Source organism: Nostoc sp. (genome assembly GCF_036919595.1).
Taxonomy (GTDB): Bacteria; Cyanobacteriota; Cyanobacteriia; order Cyanobacteriales; family Nostocaceae; genus Nostoc.
The window spans coordinates 46149-63556 of the sequence record NZ_JBALCO010000042.1 but is presented as its reverse complement, the minus strand read 5'-3'; the positions used below and the strand labels follow the sequence as shown (position 1 = coordinate 63556).

Here is a 17408-nt window from a genome sequence, read left to right as displayed (position 1 = left end):
TTTACGGTCGTGGTTTCTATTTTTGCAACGAACTTCTTCATTAAACCTTGATTTACTCGTTCTCACGCTTCTTAACGGGAGGCTACGCTGTACACACAAGTTATCGAATTATCCTCGCTATCCCCATAACACCCACTCGAAAAACCGCAAGCATCGCAGTTACTATCAAGATTGATAGACTTACTGTACTAAAGACAATGAAGCAAACAACACAATTCACTGCCATCATTGAGCGCGAAAGGGATGGCTATGTATCCCTCTGTCCCGAACTCGATATCGCTAGCCAAGGTGACACAATTGAAGAAGCACGGAATAACCTAATCGAGGCATTAGAATTATTCTTTGAGACAGCAGATCCTTCTGAAATTCAGCAAAGGCTGCACACAGAAGTTTTTGTTACACGCTTAGAGATAAATATTGGGTAAACTGCGTGTTCTTTCTACTAGAGAAGTCTGCCGCATTCTAGAGGAGAACGGCTTTGTACAAGTGCGCCAGCGTGGTAGTCATATTATTATGCAGATGCAAACCGAAGACTCAACAATTACTGTTCCTGTCCCTAATTACGAAGAGTTACGCATCGGTACTTTGCGATCTATTATTCGTCAGTCAGGATTACCTCGTGTTTTATTTGAAGTTACTTAAACCGAAAAAGTCTTTTTAGCCTTATATTGAACTTGGTAGGCGAGCAAAAACCGCAAACATAGCAATAGCTATAAACAAAGAATCTCACACCCAGACACCAAAACACAACTTTGTATCTTTACGCCTCTGTGTGAGATTTCCCACTAAATTATTATTTAATAAGCCTAGCCTACTTTAACCATCGCGCCGCATCTTTGGCATGATAAGTCAAAATTAAGTCTGCGCCAGCCCGTTTAAACCCAGTTAAAGTTTCCATAACCACCCGCTCCTCATCAATCCAACCATTGAGAGCCGCAGCTTTCACCATTGCATACTCACCAGAAACATTGTAAGCTGCTACTGGTAAGTTACTAGCTTCCTTCACCCGCCAGATAATGTCCATGTATGCCAAGGCTGGCTTAACCATGAGCATATCAGCACCTTCAGCGATATCCAATTCAATCTCTTTAATTGCTTCCCTGGCGTTACCTGGGTCCATTTGGTAAGTTCTTCTGTCCCCAAATTGCGGTGTCGAGTCTGCTGCATCCCGAAATGGGCCATAATAACCCGAAGCATACTTAGCAGCGTAAGACAAAATCGGCGTATCTTGAAATCCGGCTTCATCCAAACCCACACGAATTGCCTGGACGAAGCCATCCATCATTCCCGAAGGTGCGATGATATCGGCACCGGCTTTCGCTTGAGAAACTGCTGTTTTCTTCAACAATTCCAGAGTTGGGTCATTTAAAACTCGTCCTGTTAAATCACCAACTTGCAGATAACCACAATGACCGTGACTGGTGTACTCACACAAACAAGTATCAGCAATTATAATCATACCTGGCACTGCTGCTTTCACCGCCGTCGCTGCTTTTTGGACGATACCACAATCATGCCAAGCACCAGTGGCATCCACATCTTTATCAGCTGGAATACCAAATAGAATAATCGAAGGAATTCCTAAGTCGTAAACTTCTTTTGCTTCTTCGACAATTTTATCTACCGAAAGTTGGTAGACTCCGGGCATCGATTTCACCTCATTAGCGATTCCCTCACCTGGTACAGCAAATAGTGGGTAAATTAAATCGCTTGTTGTCAAAACAGTTTCACGAACCATCCGGCGCAGTTGGGGATGGGTACGCAGACGACGGGGGCGATGTATAGGAAACATAAAATTTTATGATGAAAAACAACGCAAATGGACACAAAACAAAGCGTCACAAAAGCAGGCTAAAACTTTCCTGCCGTCAGACAGACTACAAACAGTGCTTAACTGTCTTTTGCCCTACTCTTAATCAAACTGTGGGGCAATTTTGTATTTTACAGCTTGCTTGCATTTATCCGACGGACTAGAAAAAAAACAACATAGTAAGCAATTCACGCATTCACGCATTCAAAATGGTAAGACCTTCTGTTGGTTAAAATCCTGGCGATCACGTTTGTGCAAACTCAAGCCACAATAGCTTAATAGAAAATAACTCACAATTACCAATGCCCCATGCCCTGTTTGGCCAATGCCCAATGTTAATTTCTGCTAAATAAATCGGAAAATGTAGGGATAACGGAAGGGTATATCAGGATTGTTGAAAACTCCGACGAGCGCCCAGGTTGTTAATCCCCAGTGCAATAGATATCCCAGACCGGCTAGTGGCCCCAGCAATAATAGAGGTAACACCAACCAACCGAATAGAAAAAACAGCACTGCCAGAATTGCTCCATAAAACCAGACATTAAAATGGAAATTGATGGATTCTTTGGCGTTTTCTTTAACAACAGGATCATCAGATACCAGCAATATGGCAATAGGTATACCTACAGATACCAACGTTGTGCTGAAAAAAATCGCTCCATGAGACAAGGCAGATAGAAGCTTTCGCTTGTCTGTGTCGTACATTCCTTTCTCCTATTTAGTTAGCTTGTTGATTATATTACGACCCTATCACGAGCATCGTTGTCTTAAGATTAAAAGACTTGCCAGAGTCGAAAAAAATTAAGTTAAGTTACAAACAAATACAGTTATGTCAATTGAACTTCAGTCTGAACTTCTTCAAGCGGTTGAACTTCGCCGCAACTTTGCGATTATATCTCACCCGGATGCAGGTAAAACTACACTAACAGAAAAGCTACTCCTGTACGGAGGTGCAATTCACGAAGCTGGGGCGGTCAAAGCGCGACGTGCACAGCGCAAAGCGACCTCTGACTGGATGGCGATGGAACAACAACGGGGTATTTCCATTACCTCCACAGTGTTGCAATTTGAATACCGGGAGTGTCAAATAAATTTATTAGATACTCCTGGACACCAAGACTTCAGTGAAGATACTTATCGTACCCTCGCCGCCGCCGATAATGCAGTGATGCTGATTGATGCTGCAAAAGGTTTGGAACCCCAAACCCGTAAATTGTTTGAAGTATGTAAGTTGCGGGGTATCCCAATTTTTACATTTATCAACAAGCTCGACCGTCCAGGAAGGGAACCTCTGGAACTGTTGGATGAAATTGAACAAGAACTGGGATTGGAAACCTATGCGGTAAACTGGCCAATTGGTATGGGCGATCGCTTTAAAGGTGTTTTTGACCGACACAAGCAACAAATTCATCTGTTTGAACGCAGTGCCCACGGCAGCCGAGAAGCCCGTAATACGATCATAGAATTAGGTGATCCGAGAATAGAAGAGCAGCTAGAACAAGACCTCTACTACCAACTGAAAAATGATTTAGAACTATTAGAAGGTGTTGGACCAGAGCTAGATTTGGAGTTGGTACACCAAGGCAAAATGACGCCAGTATTCTTTGGGAGCGCCATGACTAACTTTGGGGTAGAGTTATTCCTCAAGTACTTCCTCGACTATGCCCTGAAACCCGGTTCTCACTACAGCAGTGTTGGCGAAGTTCCCCCTACATACCCTGAGTTTTCGGGGTTTGTCTTCAAACTGCAAGCGAATATGGACCCGAAGCACCGTGATCGCGTCGCATTTATCCGGGTATGCACTGGTAAGTTTGAAAAAGATATGATGGTGAATCACGCCCGCATTGGTAAACTCATCCGTCTGTCTCGCCCGCAAAAACTCTTTGCCCAAGAGCGGGAATCGATTGATGTGGCTTATCCTGGCGATGTGATCGGTTTGAACAATCCCGGTGTTTTTGCGATCGGGGATACAATTTACACGGGACAAAAGCTGGAATATGAGGGGATTCCGTATTTCTCGCCGGAACTGTTTGCGACTCTCAGGAATCCCAACCCCTCGAAGTCTAAACAATTCCAAAAAGGCATTGCGGAATTGCGAGAAGAAGGTGCTGTGCAGATTATGTATTCAACTGATGAAGCCAAGCGCGATCCAATTTTGGCGGCGGTGGGTCAGTTGCAATTCGAGGTGGTACAGTTTCGCTTACAAAACGAGTATGGTGTAGAAACCTTACTAGAGTTATTGCCCTACAGTGTCGCCCGTTGGGTTGAGGGTGGTTGGGAAGCATTAGAACAGGTGGGACGGATATTCAATACCACTACAGTTAAAGACAGCATGGGACGCCCAGTGTTGCTATTCCGGAATGAATGGAATTGTCAACAGTTACTTGGCGACCATCCAGAGTTAAAATTAAGCGCGTTGGCAAAGCCCGCCGTAGGCATCGCTCCAGTATTTTCTAGTCAACAACCAGTGGAGGAATAATTCACTTGACAAGTAAAACTTGGCGCGGTTGAGTTCCACGGCATCCGAGGTTCGCGCTTTTGCACAAACGTGGATCACTTAGAAGACATTGGAGTGCCAGAATTTGTATGCCTTCACATGCCAAATCGTCTTTGGAGGCTGGTTTAGTTGCCCTCAAGCAGGGAAATTATCAAACAGCGATCGCTCAACTAGAACCTATTGCTAGCAGCCAAAATCATGCGACTGCTAGCTTACAAGCCCAGGTTGGTTTAGTGATGGCTTATGCTCGCTGTGGCGAAGTTCCCAAAGCGATCGCTATTTCCCAGAATCTCATTGAGAGTAACAATCCGCAAGTTCAAGAGTGGGCAACACGCGCTCTCGAACACCTGACAAAACGTAAAAAACCTGATCAAGAATCAAAAAATGTCGAAACTGGATTTGTTGCCTTTGAGAATTCTCCCCCAGATTCTCCTCCAGTTACTCCCCCGATAACTTCTACATTAGAGGAAAAGCCAGAAGATCAAGTAATAGAAGCCAAGAGCGACGAAACTCCGCCAATGGTGCCACTAGGTAGACTCAAAGCTACAGTAGCGACACCACTACCTCCACCAACTGCACCCCTAAACGGTTTCATGGGTTCCGTTACCCGCACCCAAGCCAAATTATTCGGTGTTATTTATTGGCGGCAAGCCCAACGCGCCAGAGCATGGCAACCCCTACGTAAACCAAAATTAATTCCCTTGCGGTTGCTGGCAGCAGGAACATTTATCGCCCTGTTTTGGGTAATGCGAGAAATCCTCAAGTTAGCACTGGGATTCATCAACCTGACTTTGGTCAAACTACCCTATGTGGAGCCGTTTCAGCTTTTACACCGCGACCCTACTCAATTGTTGCTAATAGTATTGGTGATTTTGATCGGAGTATCACCTTGGTTGCTGGATCTGCTACTGGCGAACTTGTATGGTCAACGAGAATTTCCCAAGGATGTATTGAATGCCCATAGCCGCGAAGCCGTCCGGGTGCTACAACGTTGTTGCCAACAGCGGCACTGGCCGTTACCCAAACTGCGGATTTTACCAATGGCTGCACCGATTATCCTGACCTATGGTAGTTTACCACGTAATGCCAGGATTGTTGTCAGTCAAGGGCTATTACAGCAACTGGCAGATGATGAAATTGCCACTATCTACGCCACGCAGCTAGCGCATATTGCTCACTGGGATTTTGCTGTGATGTCTTTGTTGCTGCTGGTGACACTACCAACTCATAAGCTATATCAGCAAGTGTCGGCGTTGGGAGACAAAATATCAGGGATTTGGCGCTGGCCGGTGACAATTCTGGCTAGTCTAATTTATGAAGTTTGGTGTTTGCTGACTGGAACTGCATTGTGGTTGTCGCGGTTGCGGCTTTATTATAGCGATCGCGTCTCCGCTGAAATTACTGGTAATCCCAATGCCCTGATTCGCGCCTTACTCAAAATTGCCATTGGAATTGCAGCTGATATTGAAAAACAAGAACACACTAGTTGGCAACTGGAAAGCTTAAATCTCTTGACACCAGTGAGTCACCAACAAAGCCTGTCTTTGGGCACTATTGCTAGCAATCTATCTTTTGAATCCTTTTTGAAGTGGGATACTGCCAATCCCTATCGCCAATGGTTTACAATTAACAATAGCCATCCGCTAATGGGCGATCGCATCGAACGCCTCTGCCAAATAGCCCGTCACTGGCATCTAGACACCGAACTACATTTTCCTAGTGAACCATCAAAGGTTAAGCGTCAGTCTTTCTTATTACAAATCGCTCCCTGGTTAGGAATTCCTCTAGGGGTTGTGTTTGCAGCTTTGGTCTGGCTAACGTGGCAACTAGCATTCGCACTCAAGTTTTTAAATCTAAAGTGGATATATGAAGATTGGTCTTTCATTACAGGCTGCCTTCTAATTGGCTTTAGCATCGGTACAGTGATGCGGATTAATTCTTTTTTCCCCGATATTAAACCTGCCACGGTGCAAACTGACTGCCTGCCCAACCTGTTAGCTGACCCTTGTGCCTTACCGATTGACAGTATCAGTGTGCGGATTGCGGGTAAACTATTAGGTCGTCAAGGCACTAGCAACTCTCTAGCACAAGATTTAATCCTCCAGTCCAGTGCAGGTTTAGTGAAATTACATCACGTTTCTTGGCTAGGACAGTCAGTCAATCACCAGGATCTGATTGGTCGGCAAATTATCGTCACAGGTTGGTTCCGACGAGGAGCAACACCTTGGATCGATATCCAAACCCTGGAAACTCAAAGTGGTAAAACCATTCATAGCCCTCATCCCATTTGGTCTATTTTTTTGGCAGTTGCAGCACAGGCTTGGGGCGCATACGTTTTTCTCAGTGGTTAGTCATTGGTCAGAAGAAAATAAACAACTGACAAAGGACAAACCGAAATGTAAACAAAAATTGCAGGTTTTCTGGAAAAGTGTTACATTTATTTACACAAACAATAGCAACGGACATAACTCAGCATTACAGCTTAGTTATGAACTCGGATGCTTTTCCCCACTCCATACCTTTTTATCCTCCCAACACAGCAGGAAATTAACCAGCCACTGGCTGGTTTTTGTTTCAAAATATTCTCCCTTGAATAAAAAAATGGGTTTTATGTTATGTTACGATGCAATAATACTAACGTCGCAAAAGTATGCGCTAAACTAGCTACCTAGAAAATACCGTGGTAATGTAAGGAATGGTATTTGATTCTGCAAAAAAGGCATGGAAGAAAGCGTGTACTTTAGCAGGCACTAGGCTATTAAATTTACAATTCTTAGAATTAAGGTGTTATTAGCTCACAATAGTGTGAGCCTTTGGATTAAACAAGCTTGATCCCGACGAAAAACTGTATTGTATAAGTTGACAGTTTCGAGCAAAAAAATTGGTTGATGGCAGTCTTTGTCAATAGCATCTATTTAAAAGCCAAAGCCAAGTGATTGTTTTCTCCCCTTGCCATGTTCATTTAACTCTGGAGGTATAGTTCATGCCCGTTCGCCTATATATAGGTAATTTGCCTAAAGAAGAAATAGATCGTCAAGATCTGCAAGCAGTTTTTGCAGCAGAAGGTGATGCTGTAACTACTAAATTAATTAAAGACCGCAAAACTGGCAAATGCCGTGGTTTCGGTTTTCTTACCGTCAACAACGACGAGCAAGCTGACGAAATCATTGAAAAGTACAATGGTCAGATGTTTAAAGACACTCCTATTAAGCTAGAAAAGGCATTACCTCGGACAAAGGGTGAGGAGAGCGAGGAGCAAGCTCCTAAAGCAGCTACTGTTGCTACTACGAGTACCCCCATTCCTAGCGTTAATAGAGAAGGTAGAGAAGGTAGCCGTCGTGAGAAAGGTTCTAAGAAGCCTCGTCGTGGCGGGGGTGGCGGAGCTTCTCGTGAAAGTACCACTACGACTACAGATTCAGACGCTATTCGTCCAGATCCTCGTTGGGCTTCAGAATTAGAAAAGCTGAAGCAGATGTTAGCTGCACAAACTACAAATTAATCCCTAAGGGAGAGAAATTAAAAATTAAAAATCAGAATTTTTTTTGATTTTTAATTTTTAATTATAGATTATTACCTAGCTGCTTAGTTAAAAACTACTTGCAGCTAATTTTGTAAGTATGATCGCATAGTTAAATCAAACGACACATAAATTTCACTTATTTCCCAGACTTACGTAATAGCAATAAGTCTATACTGATACAACAGTAACTTCTATAGAGTTACTGTCAAAACTTGCTTATAAAAAAATTAAGTTTTTGTGATTAGGCGCATTCAAAAACCTGACCGAAGTGAATGCGATGCCTACGGCGGGCTGCGCCTACGCAGTAATTATCTGGATTTGACAAGTTATAGTCAGTAATAGCTAGCTTCATACTGCCAAGTGAACGGTCGGCGCAATCGCTCTAAAGATAATTTACACTCAAAGTGATACCGATCATTTGCAGCTTCTGTTATGTCCTCAACTCTAGATTCTTTGCCACCTGCGCTCGCTAAAATTGTCCAGCGCTTTCAACGCGCTTCCGAACCGAAGCGACGCTATGAACAGCTAATCTGGTATGCTCAGAAGCTCAATGAGTTTCCAGAAGCTGAAAAATTACCCGAAAATAAAGTTCCTGGTTGCGTGTCTCAAGTTTATATCACAGCAGCCTTGAATGATGGGAAAGTTGTGTTTCAGGGCGATTCCGATTCCCAGTTAACCAAAGGATTAGTAGGGCTTCTGGTTGAAGGATTGGATGGACTAACGCCAACTGAGATTGTCCAACTTACTCCAGATTTTATTCAAGCAACAGGTTTAAACGTTAGTCTGACACCTTCCCGTGCTAATGGGTTTTACAACATTTTTAAAACCATGCAAAAAAAAGCATTGGAATGTAAGTTAGATTTGCCCAACTAAACAGATAAGTGCAAATAAATCTCAAAAGTGAAGAGTTATAAGTTAAGAGTGATAAGTTTTGAATTCCTAACTCTTATACAGACGCGATTAATCACGTCTTTACTCCTAACTCCTCACTCCTAACTCTGTATAATAAATTTAATCAAATGTCAACAAATTTATTATCTACCTCTGCTGCTATTGGCTTTGGTGGAGTAGTTCAAGAATATCTCTGGAATTGGGAAAATCAGCAATTGCGCGTTGTTTATGAAACCCTCGGAAAAGGTTCACCGCTATTGCTACTACCAGCTTTCAGCACTGTTTCGACGCGTTTGGAAATGGGCGAACTCGCCAGGCTACTAGCTCCCCATTTTCAAGTTGTAGCCATAGATTGGCCTGGATTTGGACAATCTTCTCGCCCTAGTTTGAATTACCGACCGGAAATATATCAGCAATTTCTGGAAGATTTTGTCAAAGCTATTTTTAATACCCCAATTACTGTGGTAGCGGCTGGTCATGCTGCTAGTTACGTTTTACAATTAGCTGTGAAGCAGGCTGCTTTCTCACGGATTGTGTTGTTAGCTCCTACTTGGCGTGGGCCTTTGCCGACCATGGGAGCAAGTCAACAGATAGCTGGTATGGTGAGAGAATTGGTGCGATCGCCTATACTTGGTCAAACTCTCTACAAACTCAACACTACCCAATCTTTCTTAAGTTTTATGTATCGCCGCCATGTGTTTACTGACGTGGCGAAAATTACACCCAGTTTCATTGAGAAGAAGTGGCACACGACTCAACAACCAGGAGCGCGATTTGCATCTGCTGCTTTTGTAACTGGTAATCTTGATGCTGTACACGAACAATCTGATTTTTTGGAACTTGTGCAGTCTTTAACCGTACCGCTCATGGTAGTAATTGGAGAATCCAGCCCCCCGAAATCACGAGAAGAAATGAACGCTTTGGTAGCCTTACCAAGAGTGAGAAGCGTTGTCATTCCTGGTTCTTTGGGACTACATGAAGAATATCCAGCAGTTGTTTTAGAAGCAGTTCAAGATTTTTTGTTCTCCCCAGAAAATTAAATTTTCACACCAAGACGCAAAGAATCATTTTGCACCTTGGTGCGAAATTAAGATTTAAGATTAGTTCAAGCTACTGCAAGTAAGTTTTTGCAAGCAAGAAAAAACGCTAAACCTGCTATAAAAAGAGTATTAATTAAATCCGGTAAGAAGATAATGAAACAGTGGTATGAAGAATTATTTGATAATTATGCAGATAACTATGATCAGGAGGGGTATACCTCTGGAACCTTGGGTGAAGTTGATTTTATTGAAAAAGAACTTGATTATGATAAAAATAAGTTAATCCTTGATGTTGGCTGTGGAACCGGAAGACATTCACTAGAGTTGGCCAGGCGTGGTTACAGTGTTACGGGGATCGATTTATCAGAATCTATGCTCGAAAAAGCCATAAAAACTGCTGCTGAAGAAAAACTAAAAATTGATTTTATCAAAAAAGATGCCCGTAATTTTTATTTTGAAACACAATTTTATCTTTCAATTATGCTTTGTGAGGGAGCTTTTCCTTTAATGGAAACAGATGAAATGAATTTTTGTATTTTAAAAAATATTTATGCCTCCTTAAAATCTCCAGGTAAGCTGATATTGACTACCTGCAATGGTTTATATCCTCTGTTTAATTCTATTAAGGATTTTCTTAACTCCAATCCTGGTGAAGCAAAAAGCCTGGAAGGTTATTTTGATTTGATGACTTTCCGCGATAATTCCGTTTATGAAATAACTGATGATTCAGGTAATAAAAAACTTCTTAAATGTAATGAAAGATATTATACTCCCCCGGAAATTAACTGGCTGCTGAAATCGATTGGTTTTACCAAAACAGAAATTGTTGGCTGCCATTTAGGGGCTTTCAGCCGTAATAATAAACTAACTACTGAAGATTACGAAATGCTTGTTATTGCAGAAAAGTAGCTAGAATAAAATAATGAAAATCGCTAATAGATAGACTATATCAAAGCCAAGAACAGTTGAGGTTTCAGCGGCTTGGATGCAATATTTATACTAGGCTACGCCAATTTGCGAATATTTATTACTTATTAAAGATGCATAAAAATAAAATATTTCTTAATGAAATTATGTGATGATTTTGCTGAAACCCAAAATAACAGCAAGTTCGCACAAAAATATAAAAAGATTTATCATAGGCGATAATGATTATCTACAAAGTGAGACAAGGGGAATTTAAAGTATGGTGGACGTAATCAACAATTCAGTTCCCGTTACTGTTCTTACAGGCTATTTGGGAGCAGGTAAAACGACTCTACTCAATCACATCCTCACCTATGAACACGGCAAAAAAGTTGCTGTGATTGTCAATGAATTTGGAGAAGTGGGTATTGATAATCAATTGATTATCGATGCAGATGAAGAAATTTTTGAAATGAACAATGGCTGTATCTGTTGTACAGTCCGCGGCGATTTAATTCGGATTATCGGCAATTTGATGAAGCGGCGCGATAAATTTGACCATTTAGTAATTGAAACGACTGGATTAGCCGATCCAGCACCAGTGATTCAGACATTTTTTGTTGATGAAGATTTGCAAAGTCAACTGTCTCTAGATGCAGTGGTGACAGTCGTAGATGCCAAGCATATCTCGCAGCATTGGGATGCAGACGAAGCACAAGAACAGATTGCTTTTGCCGATGTAATTTTACTTAATAAAACAGATTTGGTAGCACCAGAAGAATTAGATAAATTAGAAAAACGGATTCGGGCGATGAATGCGATCGCAAAAATCTACCGTACCCAAAATTCTGAACTAGGAATGGATGCTTTATTAGGTGTAAAAGCCTTTGATTTAAACCGAGCATTAGAAATTGATCCAGATTTCTTAGGCGAAGATGCTCATGTACACGATGAAACTGTCTTTTCTGTGGCTTTAGTAGAAGCAGGCGCAGTCGATGGAGAAAAATTAAACGCTTGGATTTCCGAGTTACTACGTACCCAAGGCCCAGATATCTTTCGGATGAAAGGCATTTTAAATATTGCTGGAGAAGATAATCGATTTGTGTTTCAAGGAGTGCATATGATATTTGATGGCAAACCTGATCGCCCCTGGAAACCAAGTGAAACTCCCAAAAACGAACTGGTCTTTATCGGTCGCAATCTGGATGCAGGCCAACTCAAGCAAGATTTTCTCGCGTGTCTTGTATAAAAGCGAGTTAGGAGTTATCAGTTAAAAATTCAAAACTCCTAACTTCTAACTTCTAACTTCTGTAGAAAATATGAACTCCACAACCAGCAAATCCAAGGAATTTGAACAACATTATTCGGGGACACTTTCAGACTATGTAACTGCGATCGCTTGGTCGCCACAAGGTAAGACTTTAGCAGCAACTTCCGCCGCTGGAGAAGTCGTTCTGTGGAATGATGGCGAACTCACAACCTTACAAACTGGTAACAGTAAATCAGTAGACTGTCTTGCCTTTTCGCCAGATGGAAAATTTTTAGCTGTTGGTGGACAGAATGGACAAGTAAAAATTTGGCAGAATAGTGAATTAATCGCCACTTTAGAAAATGCCCCCGCATGGGTTGACAAGCTAGCTTGGAATTACACTAGTAACCAACTGGCTTTTAGTTTAGGGCGTTACGTCCAAGTCTGGGATGCAGATACTGATGAAATTGTCGTGACGCTGAATTTCGACAACTCTTCAGTATTGGGTATAGATTGGCGCATTGACGGACAATACTTAGCTATTAGTGGTTATAAAGGAGTCAAGATTTGGCATAGTCAAAACTGGGATGAAGAACCATACAGCCTGGATACGACTACTGTTAGTCTAGCGATGGCTTGGTCGCCCGATGGCAAATTCCTGGCTTCTGGCAACATGGATCGTAGTGTCACCGTTTTGGAATGGAACAACCCTGACCCTTGGGTAATGCGTGGCTTCCCTGGTAAAATTCGCCAATTGGCATGGTCAGAAGCTACAACCAAAGTGGGTGCCCCGATACTGGCATCTTCTAGTGTTGAAGGTATTGTGGTGTGGGAAAAGCTAGAGGATGATTCCTTAGGTTGGGAAGCGCGAGTCTTAACTAATCATGTAGATGTGATCAATGCGATCGCCTTTGCACCCAAAAGCTTCCTTCTCGCTTCTGCTGCTGCTGACGGCTGGTTGTGCTTGTGGAACCAAGCCAAGGAAGTATCCCAAATTATCACAGGTGTCTCAGGAGGCTTTTCTAGCCTAGCTTGGCATCCCCAAGGTAAGTTATTAGCCGCAGGTGGTGAGAAGGGCGAATTAGTTGTTTGGTCGAAGGTTTTGCGGGGTCAAGGATTCGGGCGTAGTTAAGCAATACTCACTACTTGTTGAAGTTGAACCCCGGTAATTTATTAGCTATCCTGTATCAGCAAAGGTATCTTTGTGAGAATTATGAACATAGTCAAACTGATTTTACTTGCCTGTCCTGCCCTTCTGGCATTTATGCTGCTGGTAGTCAATCCAGCACATGCATCCAGCCTGAAATCTGCATATGCTACACAAATTATTACGGTAGCATCTACACAACAAATTCCTGATTTAGTAACACCAAAATTGACTCAAATATCTAATCCGATTATTGATCAACTTGGTTGCAATTGTGCAAACTGTGTTCAAGCTAAATTTCAGTCGCTACAAGGCAAACTGCCATCTGTCGATTTTTAGTTAGGAGTTATGAATACTGTAGGGGCACAGCATTGCTGTGCCCTGATTAATTTTAATGAGCTTTTTGTCCGTGGCGATTGCGCTGGCTGTGGCATGATTATTTATGTAATCAAGATATTCACTGAAGGTCACACCTTAAAAAGAAGTAGGGAAGCTGTTCAGTGAATTCCTAGATACTGAGAAAGGCACTGAAGTTGGTGCAATCGCGTATCTCTACCCAAGCTGTTAAGCTCTTGAATAAAAGAGCTAGTCCCGGAATTGGAAAACTTGCTAGAGTGAACAGAGTTAGCCTTAATGTCTAATCGCCAAAACCTATACATCTCATGGATTTTGCTAATATTGCATCCCAGTTAAATGCTGGAACGATTTTGCCAGAGGGGATTGTTATTCTCACCCTCTTGGGGGTTTTGATTGTTGATTTGATTTTGGGGCGTACATCCGCACGCTGGATTGGATATCTAGCGATCGCAGGTTTGCTGACTTCGATCATCGCCCTATACTTCCAATGGGATGCGCCAAATCCCATCTCTTTTACTGGTGCTTTCATTGGTGATGACCTCAGTATCGTCTTCCGCGGCATCATTGCTTTGTCTGCCGCTACCACTATACTGATGTCAATCAGCTACATTGAACAGAGTGGCGCTGCTTTAGCAGAATTCATTGCTATTTTGTTGAGCGCTACTCTAGGAGGAATGTTTTTATCCGGGGCTAGTGAGTTGGTAATGATTTTCATCTCCCTAGAAACCCTGAGTATCTCCTCTTATTTATTGACAGGTTATACCAAGCGTGACCCTCGCTCCAATGAAGCGGCGCTGAAATACTTGTTAATAGGAGCTTCCAGTACGGCAATATTTTTGTATGGCGTATCACTGCTGTATGGACTATCTGGAGGACAAACGGAACTGAGTGCGATCGCTAATGGTATTGCCACAGCTAAAGTCGGTCAATCTTTAGCTTTAGTGATTGCCCTGGTTTTTGCGATCGCAGGTATTGGCTTCAAAATCTCTGCTGCACCCTTCCACCAGTGGACACCAGACGTTTACGAAGGCGCTCCCACCCCAGTAATTGCCTTTTTATCAGTTGGTTCCAAAGCAGCTGGGTTTGCCCTAGCCATCCGCTTACTGACAACAGCCTTCCCCCTTGTTGCTGACGAGTGGAGGTTTGTCTTTACTGCTCTAGCCGTTCTCAGCATGATCTTGGGTAACGTAGTCGCCTTAGCCCAAACCAGCATGAAACGGATGCTAGCTTATTCATCCATTGCCCAAGCCGGGTTTGTGATGATTGGTTTGATTGCTAGTACACAGGCAGGGTATGCCAGTATGATATTTTACCTACTGGTTTACCTGTTCATGAACCTATGCGGCTTTACCTGCATCATTCTGTTCTCACTACGGACAGGAACCGACCAGATTGCCGAATATTCTGGTTTATACCAAAAAGACCCACTCTTAACATTGGGGTTGAGTATCGCCCTGCTTTCCTTGGGTGGTATTCCACCATTGGCTGGGTTTTTCGGCAAGATTTACTTATTTTGGGCTGGTTGGCAAGCAGGACTTTATTGGTTAGTCTTACTGGGCTTAGTTACCAGCGTCGTCTCCATCTACTACTATATTCGCGTAGTCAAGATGATGGTAGTCAAAGAACCCCATGAAATGTCCGACGCGGTGAAGAATTATCCACAAGTGCGTTGGGACTTGCCTGGGCTGAAACCTTTGCAAGTTGGGTTGGTGGTAACATTAATTGCTACTTCCATAGCAGGAATTTTGTCAAATCCACTGTTTACATTGGCTAACAATTCCATCTCCCATACCCCAATTTTGCAAGCAACAATCAACAGTAATCTAAAAGCACAAAATCTGCTGCTTTTACCAAAGTTAGATTCGGTTAGTCAGTCTCAACCCTCAGTTGATTCTACTACCAAGATTTAACCGAGTCTCACTCAATAGAACTTTGTGCTACAGGACACGCCTGTTCGCTAATTAGCAGACAGGCGTTTGTTATATCTTTTAACTTAATATTGAGAAAAGCTTGAAACGACCAATTTTCGTTAATTCATATTCCTGGAGTAGAAAAACACCTAAGTTGTTTTTTTGGCTAAAATAGAGCGAACTTGCTGCCGTAACTGCTGAGGGAATAGCCACATAGTTAAGTACAAGTATATGTCAATCGGTCGGAGCTTGCCCCATCGTATAGCTTCCCCCAACAAAGGAAAGAAGGCTTTCCAATCACCTACAAAGGAGGCAGAAGGAGCGATAATTGTTGCAATGAAGCCTGAATAAGCCTTTGGTGTTACTAAATTGCGGTTGTAACGAATCCAATCCAAAGAATATTGCCAGTCCTTGATGTTGCTTAAGCGCTTGATTCCCATTTCTGAATGCCAGATTGACATAGGCTCAGGCACAAACTCTATTCCTACACCTTCGATAGCACTAACCCGAAGCAACCACTCCCAATCCTCATGTCTGTAAAATTTTTCTTCTAGAGGCATTTTTTGCATTAACTCTTTTTTCACGAAAAGAGTTGAGGTTTGTATGCAGCCCTCTCCTTTAAAAAAGGAGTTACGCGCAAAAAGATATTCACTTAAATGTTCCGAGAGGTTAGGTAGCCTTCTCGGACAAACAAACTTACCTTTATGAGTATGGGAAATGAAACGACTGGCGACAACTGGAAAATCATAATTGGAATTATTTGCTACTTCAAGTTGACGCTCCAATTTTTCTGGAAGCCATTCATCATCGTCATCTAAAAAGGCTATCCAAGTGCCTTTAGCCTCTCTCACGCCAGTATTTCTAGCCCCTGATGGCCCAACATTTTTTGGTAGTTCTATTACTCTCAATCTTGGATCAGCTATCTGAGATAGTCCATTGACTGTTTCCTGATCGGGACCGTCTATGATCACAATCACTTCAATTGATTCCAGCGTTTGAGTTAGTGCAGTCATGACACTCTTTGCAACAATTTGTGGTCTATTGCGTGTAGGAATCACGACACTGACTATTATTTGGTTAGTTTCATTTACCATTGCTAATTTTTTGGGTAGTGATTAAGATGTAATGATAGATAGAGTAGAAGTGATTGCTATTACTCTTTACCCATGCCTGTCTGCCCAAACTGTGCTTCTTGTAAAACAGTTAAGAATGGTCGCATCCACAACGGGAAACAACGATTCAAGTGTCATGAATGCGGACGGCAATTCCTTGAGCATTCGCCAAAGAAAGTCATTGATTTGGGGACACGAGAATTGATTGACCAACTGCTGCTCTCACGCATCTCACTTGCAGGAATTGCTCGTGCCACACAGCTTTACGAGCCAGGGCTGGAAACTACGTGAATGAGAAATATGCGTTAATCCCCCGAAGCGTACAAGTGGCATCCAAAAAAAAGGGGAGTTTAACGATTCAATGCGATGAATTGCGGTCATTTGTGGACAATTTGAGTAACAAGCAATGGGTTTAGTTAGCGCTCGATGCAGACACGCGCGAAATTGTTGGTATTTATATTGGCGCGGAACCAAGCCTCTGCCCGTCAGTTATGAAATACCTTACTATACGGTCTATCGCCAGTGTGCGATATTACATCGATTTTTGTTTTGTGTATGCGGCAGTGTTACCGAGCAAGCGGCATTGAACAGTGAGAAAAAAGACGGGAAAAACGAGCTACATTGAGCGATTTAACAATGCAACATTGAGACAATGTGTGTTCCAATTAGTCCGAAAAACCCTGTCCAATTCTTACGTCGTTAGAGAATCACATTGGTGCCATTTAGTATTTCATTTATTACTACAATACATCATTACTTGTTTAGTAATTTCACAGTCCTAATCCTGATGTGATTCGGATTGTTAGAGGTTGTTTGAAAAGTGTTTTACTGTAACTTTAGGCACTTTTATATCCCCTATACCTCCTAAAAAAGAGGTTACCGGAATCAAAATTCCCCTTTTTAAGGGGGATTTAGAGATAACTAGAACTTTTGATACCGACAAGAGGACTTTTCAAACATCCTCTTATA

The 17408-nt window shown here is 42.4% G+C and carries 15 protein-coding genes and 1 pseudogene; 13 read left to right on the top strand and 3 right to left on the bottom strand.

All coding sequences use genetic code 11. From position 1 onward, the window contains the following. The first annotated feature begins 197 nt into the window (after positions 1-197). Together V7K21_RS05735 and V7K21_RS05730 are read left to right on the top strand one after the other, a co-directional pair. Positions 198-425, top strand: a complete 228-nt coding sequence (locus tag V7K21_RS05735) for a type II toxin-antitoxin system HicB family antitoxin (RefSeq protein WP_334811527.1) — start codon at positions 198-200, stop codon at positions 423-425. After that, positions 418-642: a type II toxin-antitoxin system HicA family toxin gene (locus V7K21_RS05730; protein WP_335172350.1), complete on the top strand. Its 225-nt coding sequence runs from the start codon at positions 418-420 to the stop codon at positions 640-642. The genes V7K21_RS05735 and V7K21_RS05730 overlap by 8 nt, the downstream gene beginning before the upstream one ends. A 169-nt stretch (positions 643-811) precedes the next feature. On the opposite strand, the gene hemB is transcribed toward V7K21_RS05730, so the two are convergent. Both hemB and V7K21_RS05720 read right to left on the bottom strand, forming a co-directional pair. After that, the gene (gene hemB, locus V7K21_RS05725; RefSeq protein WP_335172348.1) at positions 812-1792 is read right to left on the bottom strand and encodes a porphobilinogen synthase; all 981 of its coding nucleotides are present in this window, start codon (positions 1790-1792) and stop codon (positions 812-814) included. Between the two features lie 363 nt (positions 1793-2155). Beyond that, a complete protein-coding gene (locus V7K21_RS05720; protein WP_335172346.1) occupies positions 2156-2515 on the bottom strand; it encodes a DUF4870 domain-containing protein in 360 nt (119 codons plus the stop codon). A 124-nt stretch (positions 2516-2639) separates the two neighbouring features. On the opposite strand from V7K21_RS05720, the gene prfC reads away from it, so the two are divergent. The 10 genes from prfC (at position 2640) to V7K21_RS05670 (ending at position 15327) form a co-directional block, all read left to right on the top strand. After that, a complete protein-coding gene (gene prfC, locus V7K21_RS05715; RefSeq protein ID WP_335172344.1) occupies positions 2640-4289 on the top strand; it encodes a peptide chain release factor 3 in 1650 nt (549 codons plus the stop codon). A 107-nt stretch (positions 4290-4396) separates the two neighbouring features. Beyond that, positions 4397-6658, top strand: coding sequence for a M48 family metalloprotease (locus V7K21_RS05710; RefSeq protein WP_335172342.1), 2262 nt, complete (start codon positions 4397-4399; stop codon positions 6656-6658). 632 nt (positions 6659-7290) lie between these two features. Continuing rightward, positions 7291-7806, top strand: coding sequence for an RNA recognition motif domain-containing protein (locus V7K21_RS05705; RefSeq protein WP_335172340.1), 516 nt, complete (start codon positions 7291-7293; stop codon positions 7804-7806). A gap of 453 nt (positions 7807-8259) precedes the next feature. Beyond that, a complete protein-coding gene (locus V7K21_RS05700; protein ID WP_335172338.1) occupies positions 8260-8700 on the top strand; it encodes a SufE family protein in 441 nt (146 codons plus the stop codon). A gap of 146 nt (positions 8701-8846) precedes the next feature. Then, entirely contained in the window at positions 8847-9758 is a 912-nt protein-coding gene (locus V7K21_RS05695) for an alpha/beta fold hydrolase (protein ID WP_335172336.1), read from the top strand. 87 nt (positions 9759-9845) lie between these two features. Continuing rightward, the gene (locus V7K21_RS05690) at positions 9846-10667 is read left to right on the top strand and encodes a class I SAM-dependent methyltransferase (protein ID WP_335172334.1); all 822 of its coding nucleotides are present in this window, start codon (positions 9846-9848) and stop codon (positions 10665-10667) included. A gap of 277 nt (positions 10668-10944) precedes the next feature. After that, on the top strand, positions 10945-11913 hold the full coding sequence (locus V7K21_RS05685; RefSeq protein WP_335172332.1) for a CobW family GTP-binding protein: 969 nt from the start codon (positions 10945-10947) through the stop codon (positions 11911-11913). A gap of 70 nt (positions 11914-11983) precedes the next feature. Beyond that, positions 11984-13045: a WD40 repeat domain-containing protein gene (locus V7K21_RS05680; protein ID WP_335172330.1), complete on the top strand. Its 1062-nt coding sequence runs from the start codon at positions 11984-11986 to the stop codon at positions 13043-13045. A gap of 81 nt (positions 13046-13126) precedes the next feature. After that, positions 13127-13399 carry a hypothetical protein gene (locus V7K21_RS05675; protein ID WP_335172328.1) on the top strand — a complete coding sequence of 91 codons (273 nt, stop codon included), beginning with the start codon at positions 13127-13129 and terminating at the stop codon, positions 13397-13399. Positions 13400-13722: 323 nt separating this feature from the next. Next, entirely contained in the window at positions 13723-15327 is a 1605-nt protein-coding gene (locus V7K21_RS05670) for an NAD(P)H-quinone oxidoreductase subunit N (RefSeq protein WP_335172326.1), read from the top strand. Positions 15328-15476: 149 nt separating this feature from the next. Here the strand turns inward: V7K21_RS05670 and V7K21_RS05665 are convergent, their stop codons facing one another. Then, entirely contained in the window at positions 15477-16421 is a 945-nt protein-coding gene (locus V7K21_RS05665) for a glycosyltransferase family 2 protein (protein ID WP_335172324.1), read from the bottom strand. Between the two features lie 72 nt (positions 16422-16493). Between V7K21_RS05665 and V7K21_RS05660 the strand changes: the two are divergent. After that, positions 16494-17165: pseudogene (locus V7K21_RS05660) on the top strand (IS1 family transposase). Positions 17166-17408: the final 243 nt, after the last annotated feature.

Excerpts from the sequence above, each read along its gene's own strand:
- V7K21_RS05735 (WP_334811527.1), top strand. The coding sequence starts at position 198 with ATGAAGCAAACAACACAATTCACTGCCATCATTGAGCGCGAAAGGGAT.
- hemB (WP_335172348.1), bottom strand. The coding sequence starts at position 1,792 with ATGTTTCCTATACATCGCCCCCGTCGTCTGCGTACCCATCCCCAACTG.
- V7K21_RS05720 (WP_335172346.1), bottom strand. The coding sequence starts at position 2,515 with ATGTACGACACAGACAAGCGAAAGCTTCTATCTGCCTTGTCTCATGGA.
- prfC (WP_335172344.1), top strand. The coding sequence starts at position 2,640 with ATGTCAATTGAACTTCAGTCTGAACTTCTTCAAGCGGTTGAACTTCGC.
- V7K21_RS05710 (WP_335172342.1), top strand. The coding sequence starts at position 4,397 with ATGCCTTCACATGCCAAATCGTCTTTGGAGGCTGGTTTAGTTGCCCTC.
- V7K21_RS05705 (WP_335172340.1), top strand. The coding sequence starts at position 7,291 with ATGCCCGTTCGCCTATATATAGGTAATTTGCCTAAAGAAGAAATAGAT.
- V7K21_RS05700 (WP_335172338.1), top strand. The coding sequence starts at position 8,260 with ATGTCCTCAACTCTAGATTCTTTGCCACCTGCGCTCGCTAAAATTGTC.
- V7K21_RS05695 (WP_335172336.1), top strand. The coding sequence starts at position 8,847 with ATGTCAACAAATTTATTATCTACCTCTGCTGCTATTGGCTTTGGTGGA.
- V7K21_RS05685 (WP_335172332.1), top strand. The coding sequence starts at position 10,945 with ATGGTGGACGTAATCAACAATTCAGTTCCCGTTACTGTTCTTACAGGC.
- V7K21_RS05680 (WP_335172330.1), top strand. The coding sequence starts at position 11,984 with ATGAACTCCACAACCAGCAAATCCAAGGAATTTGAACAACATTATTCG.
- V7K21_RS05675 (WP_335172328.1), top strand. The coding sequence starts at position 13,127 with ATGAACATAGTCAAACTGATTTTACTTGCCTGTCCTGCCCTTCTGGCA.
- V7K21_RS05670 (WP_335172326.1), top strand. The coding sequence starts at position 13,723 with ATGGATTTTGCTAATATTGCATCCCAGTTAAATGCTGGAACGATTTTG.
- V7K21_RS05665 (WP_335172324.1), bottom strand. The coding sequence starts at position 16,421 with ATGGTAAATGAAACTAACCAAATAATAGTCAGTGTCGTGATTCCTACA.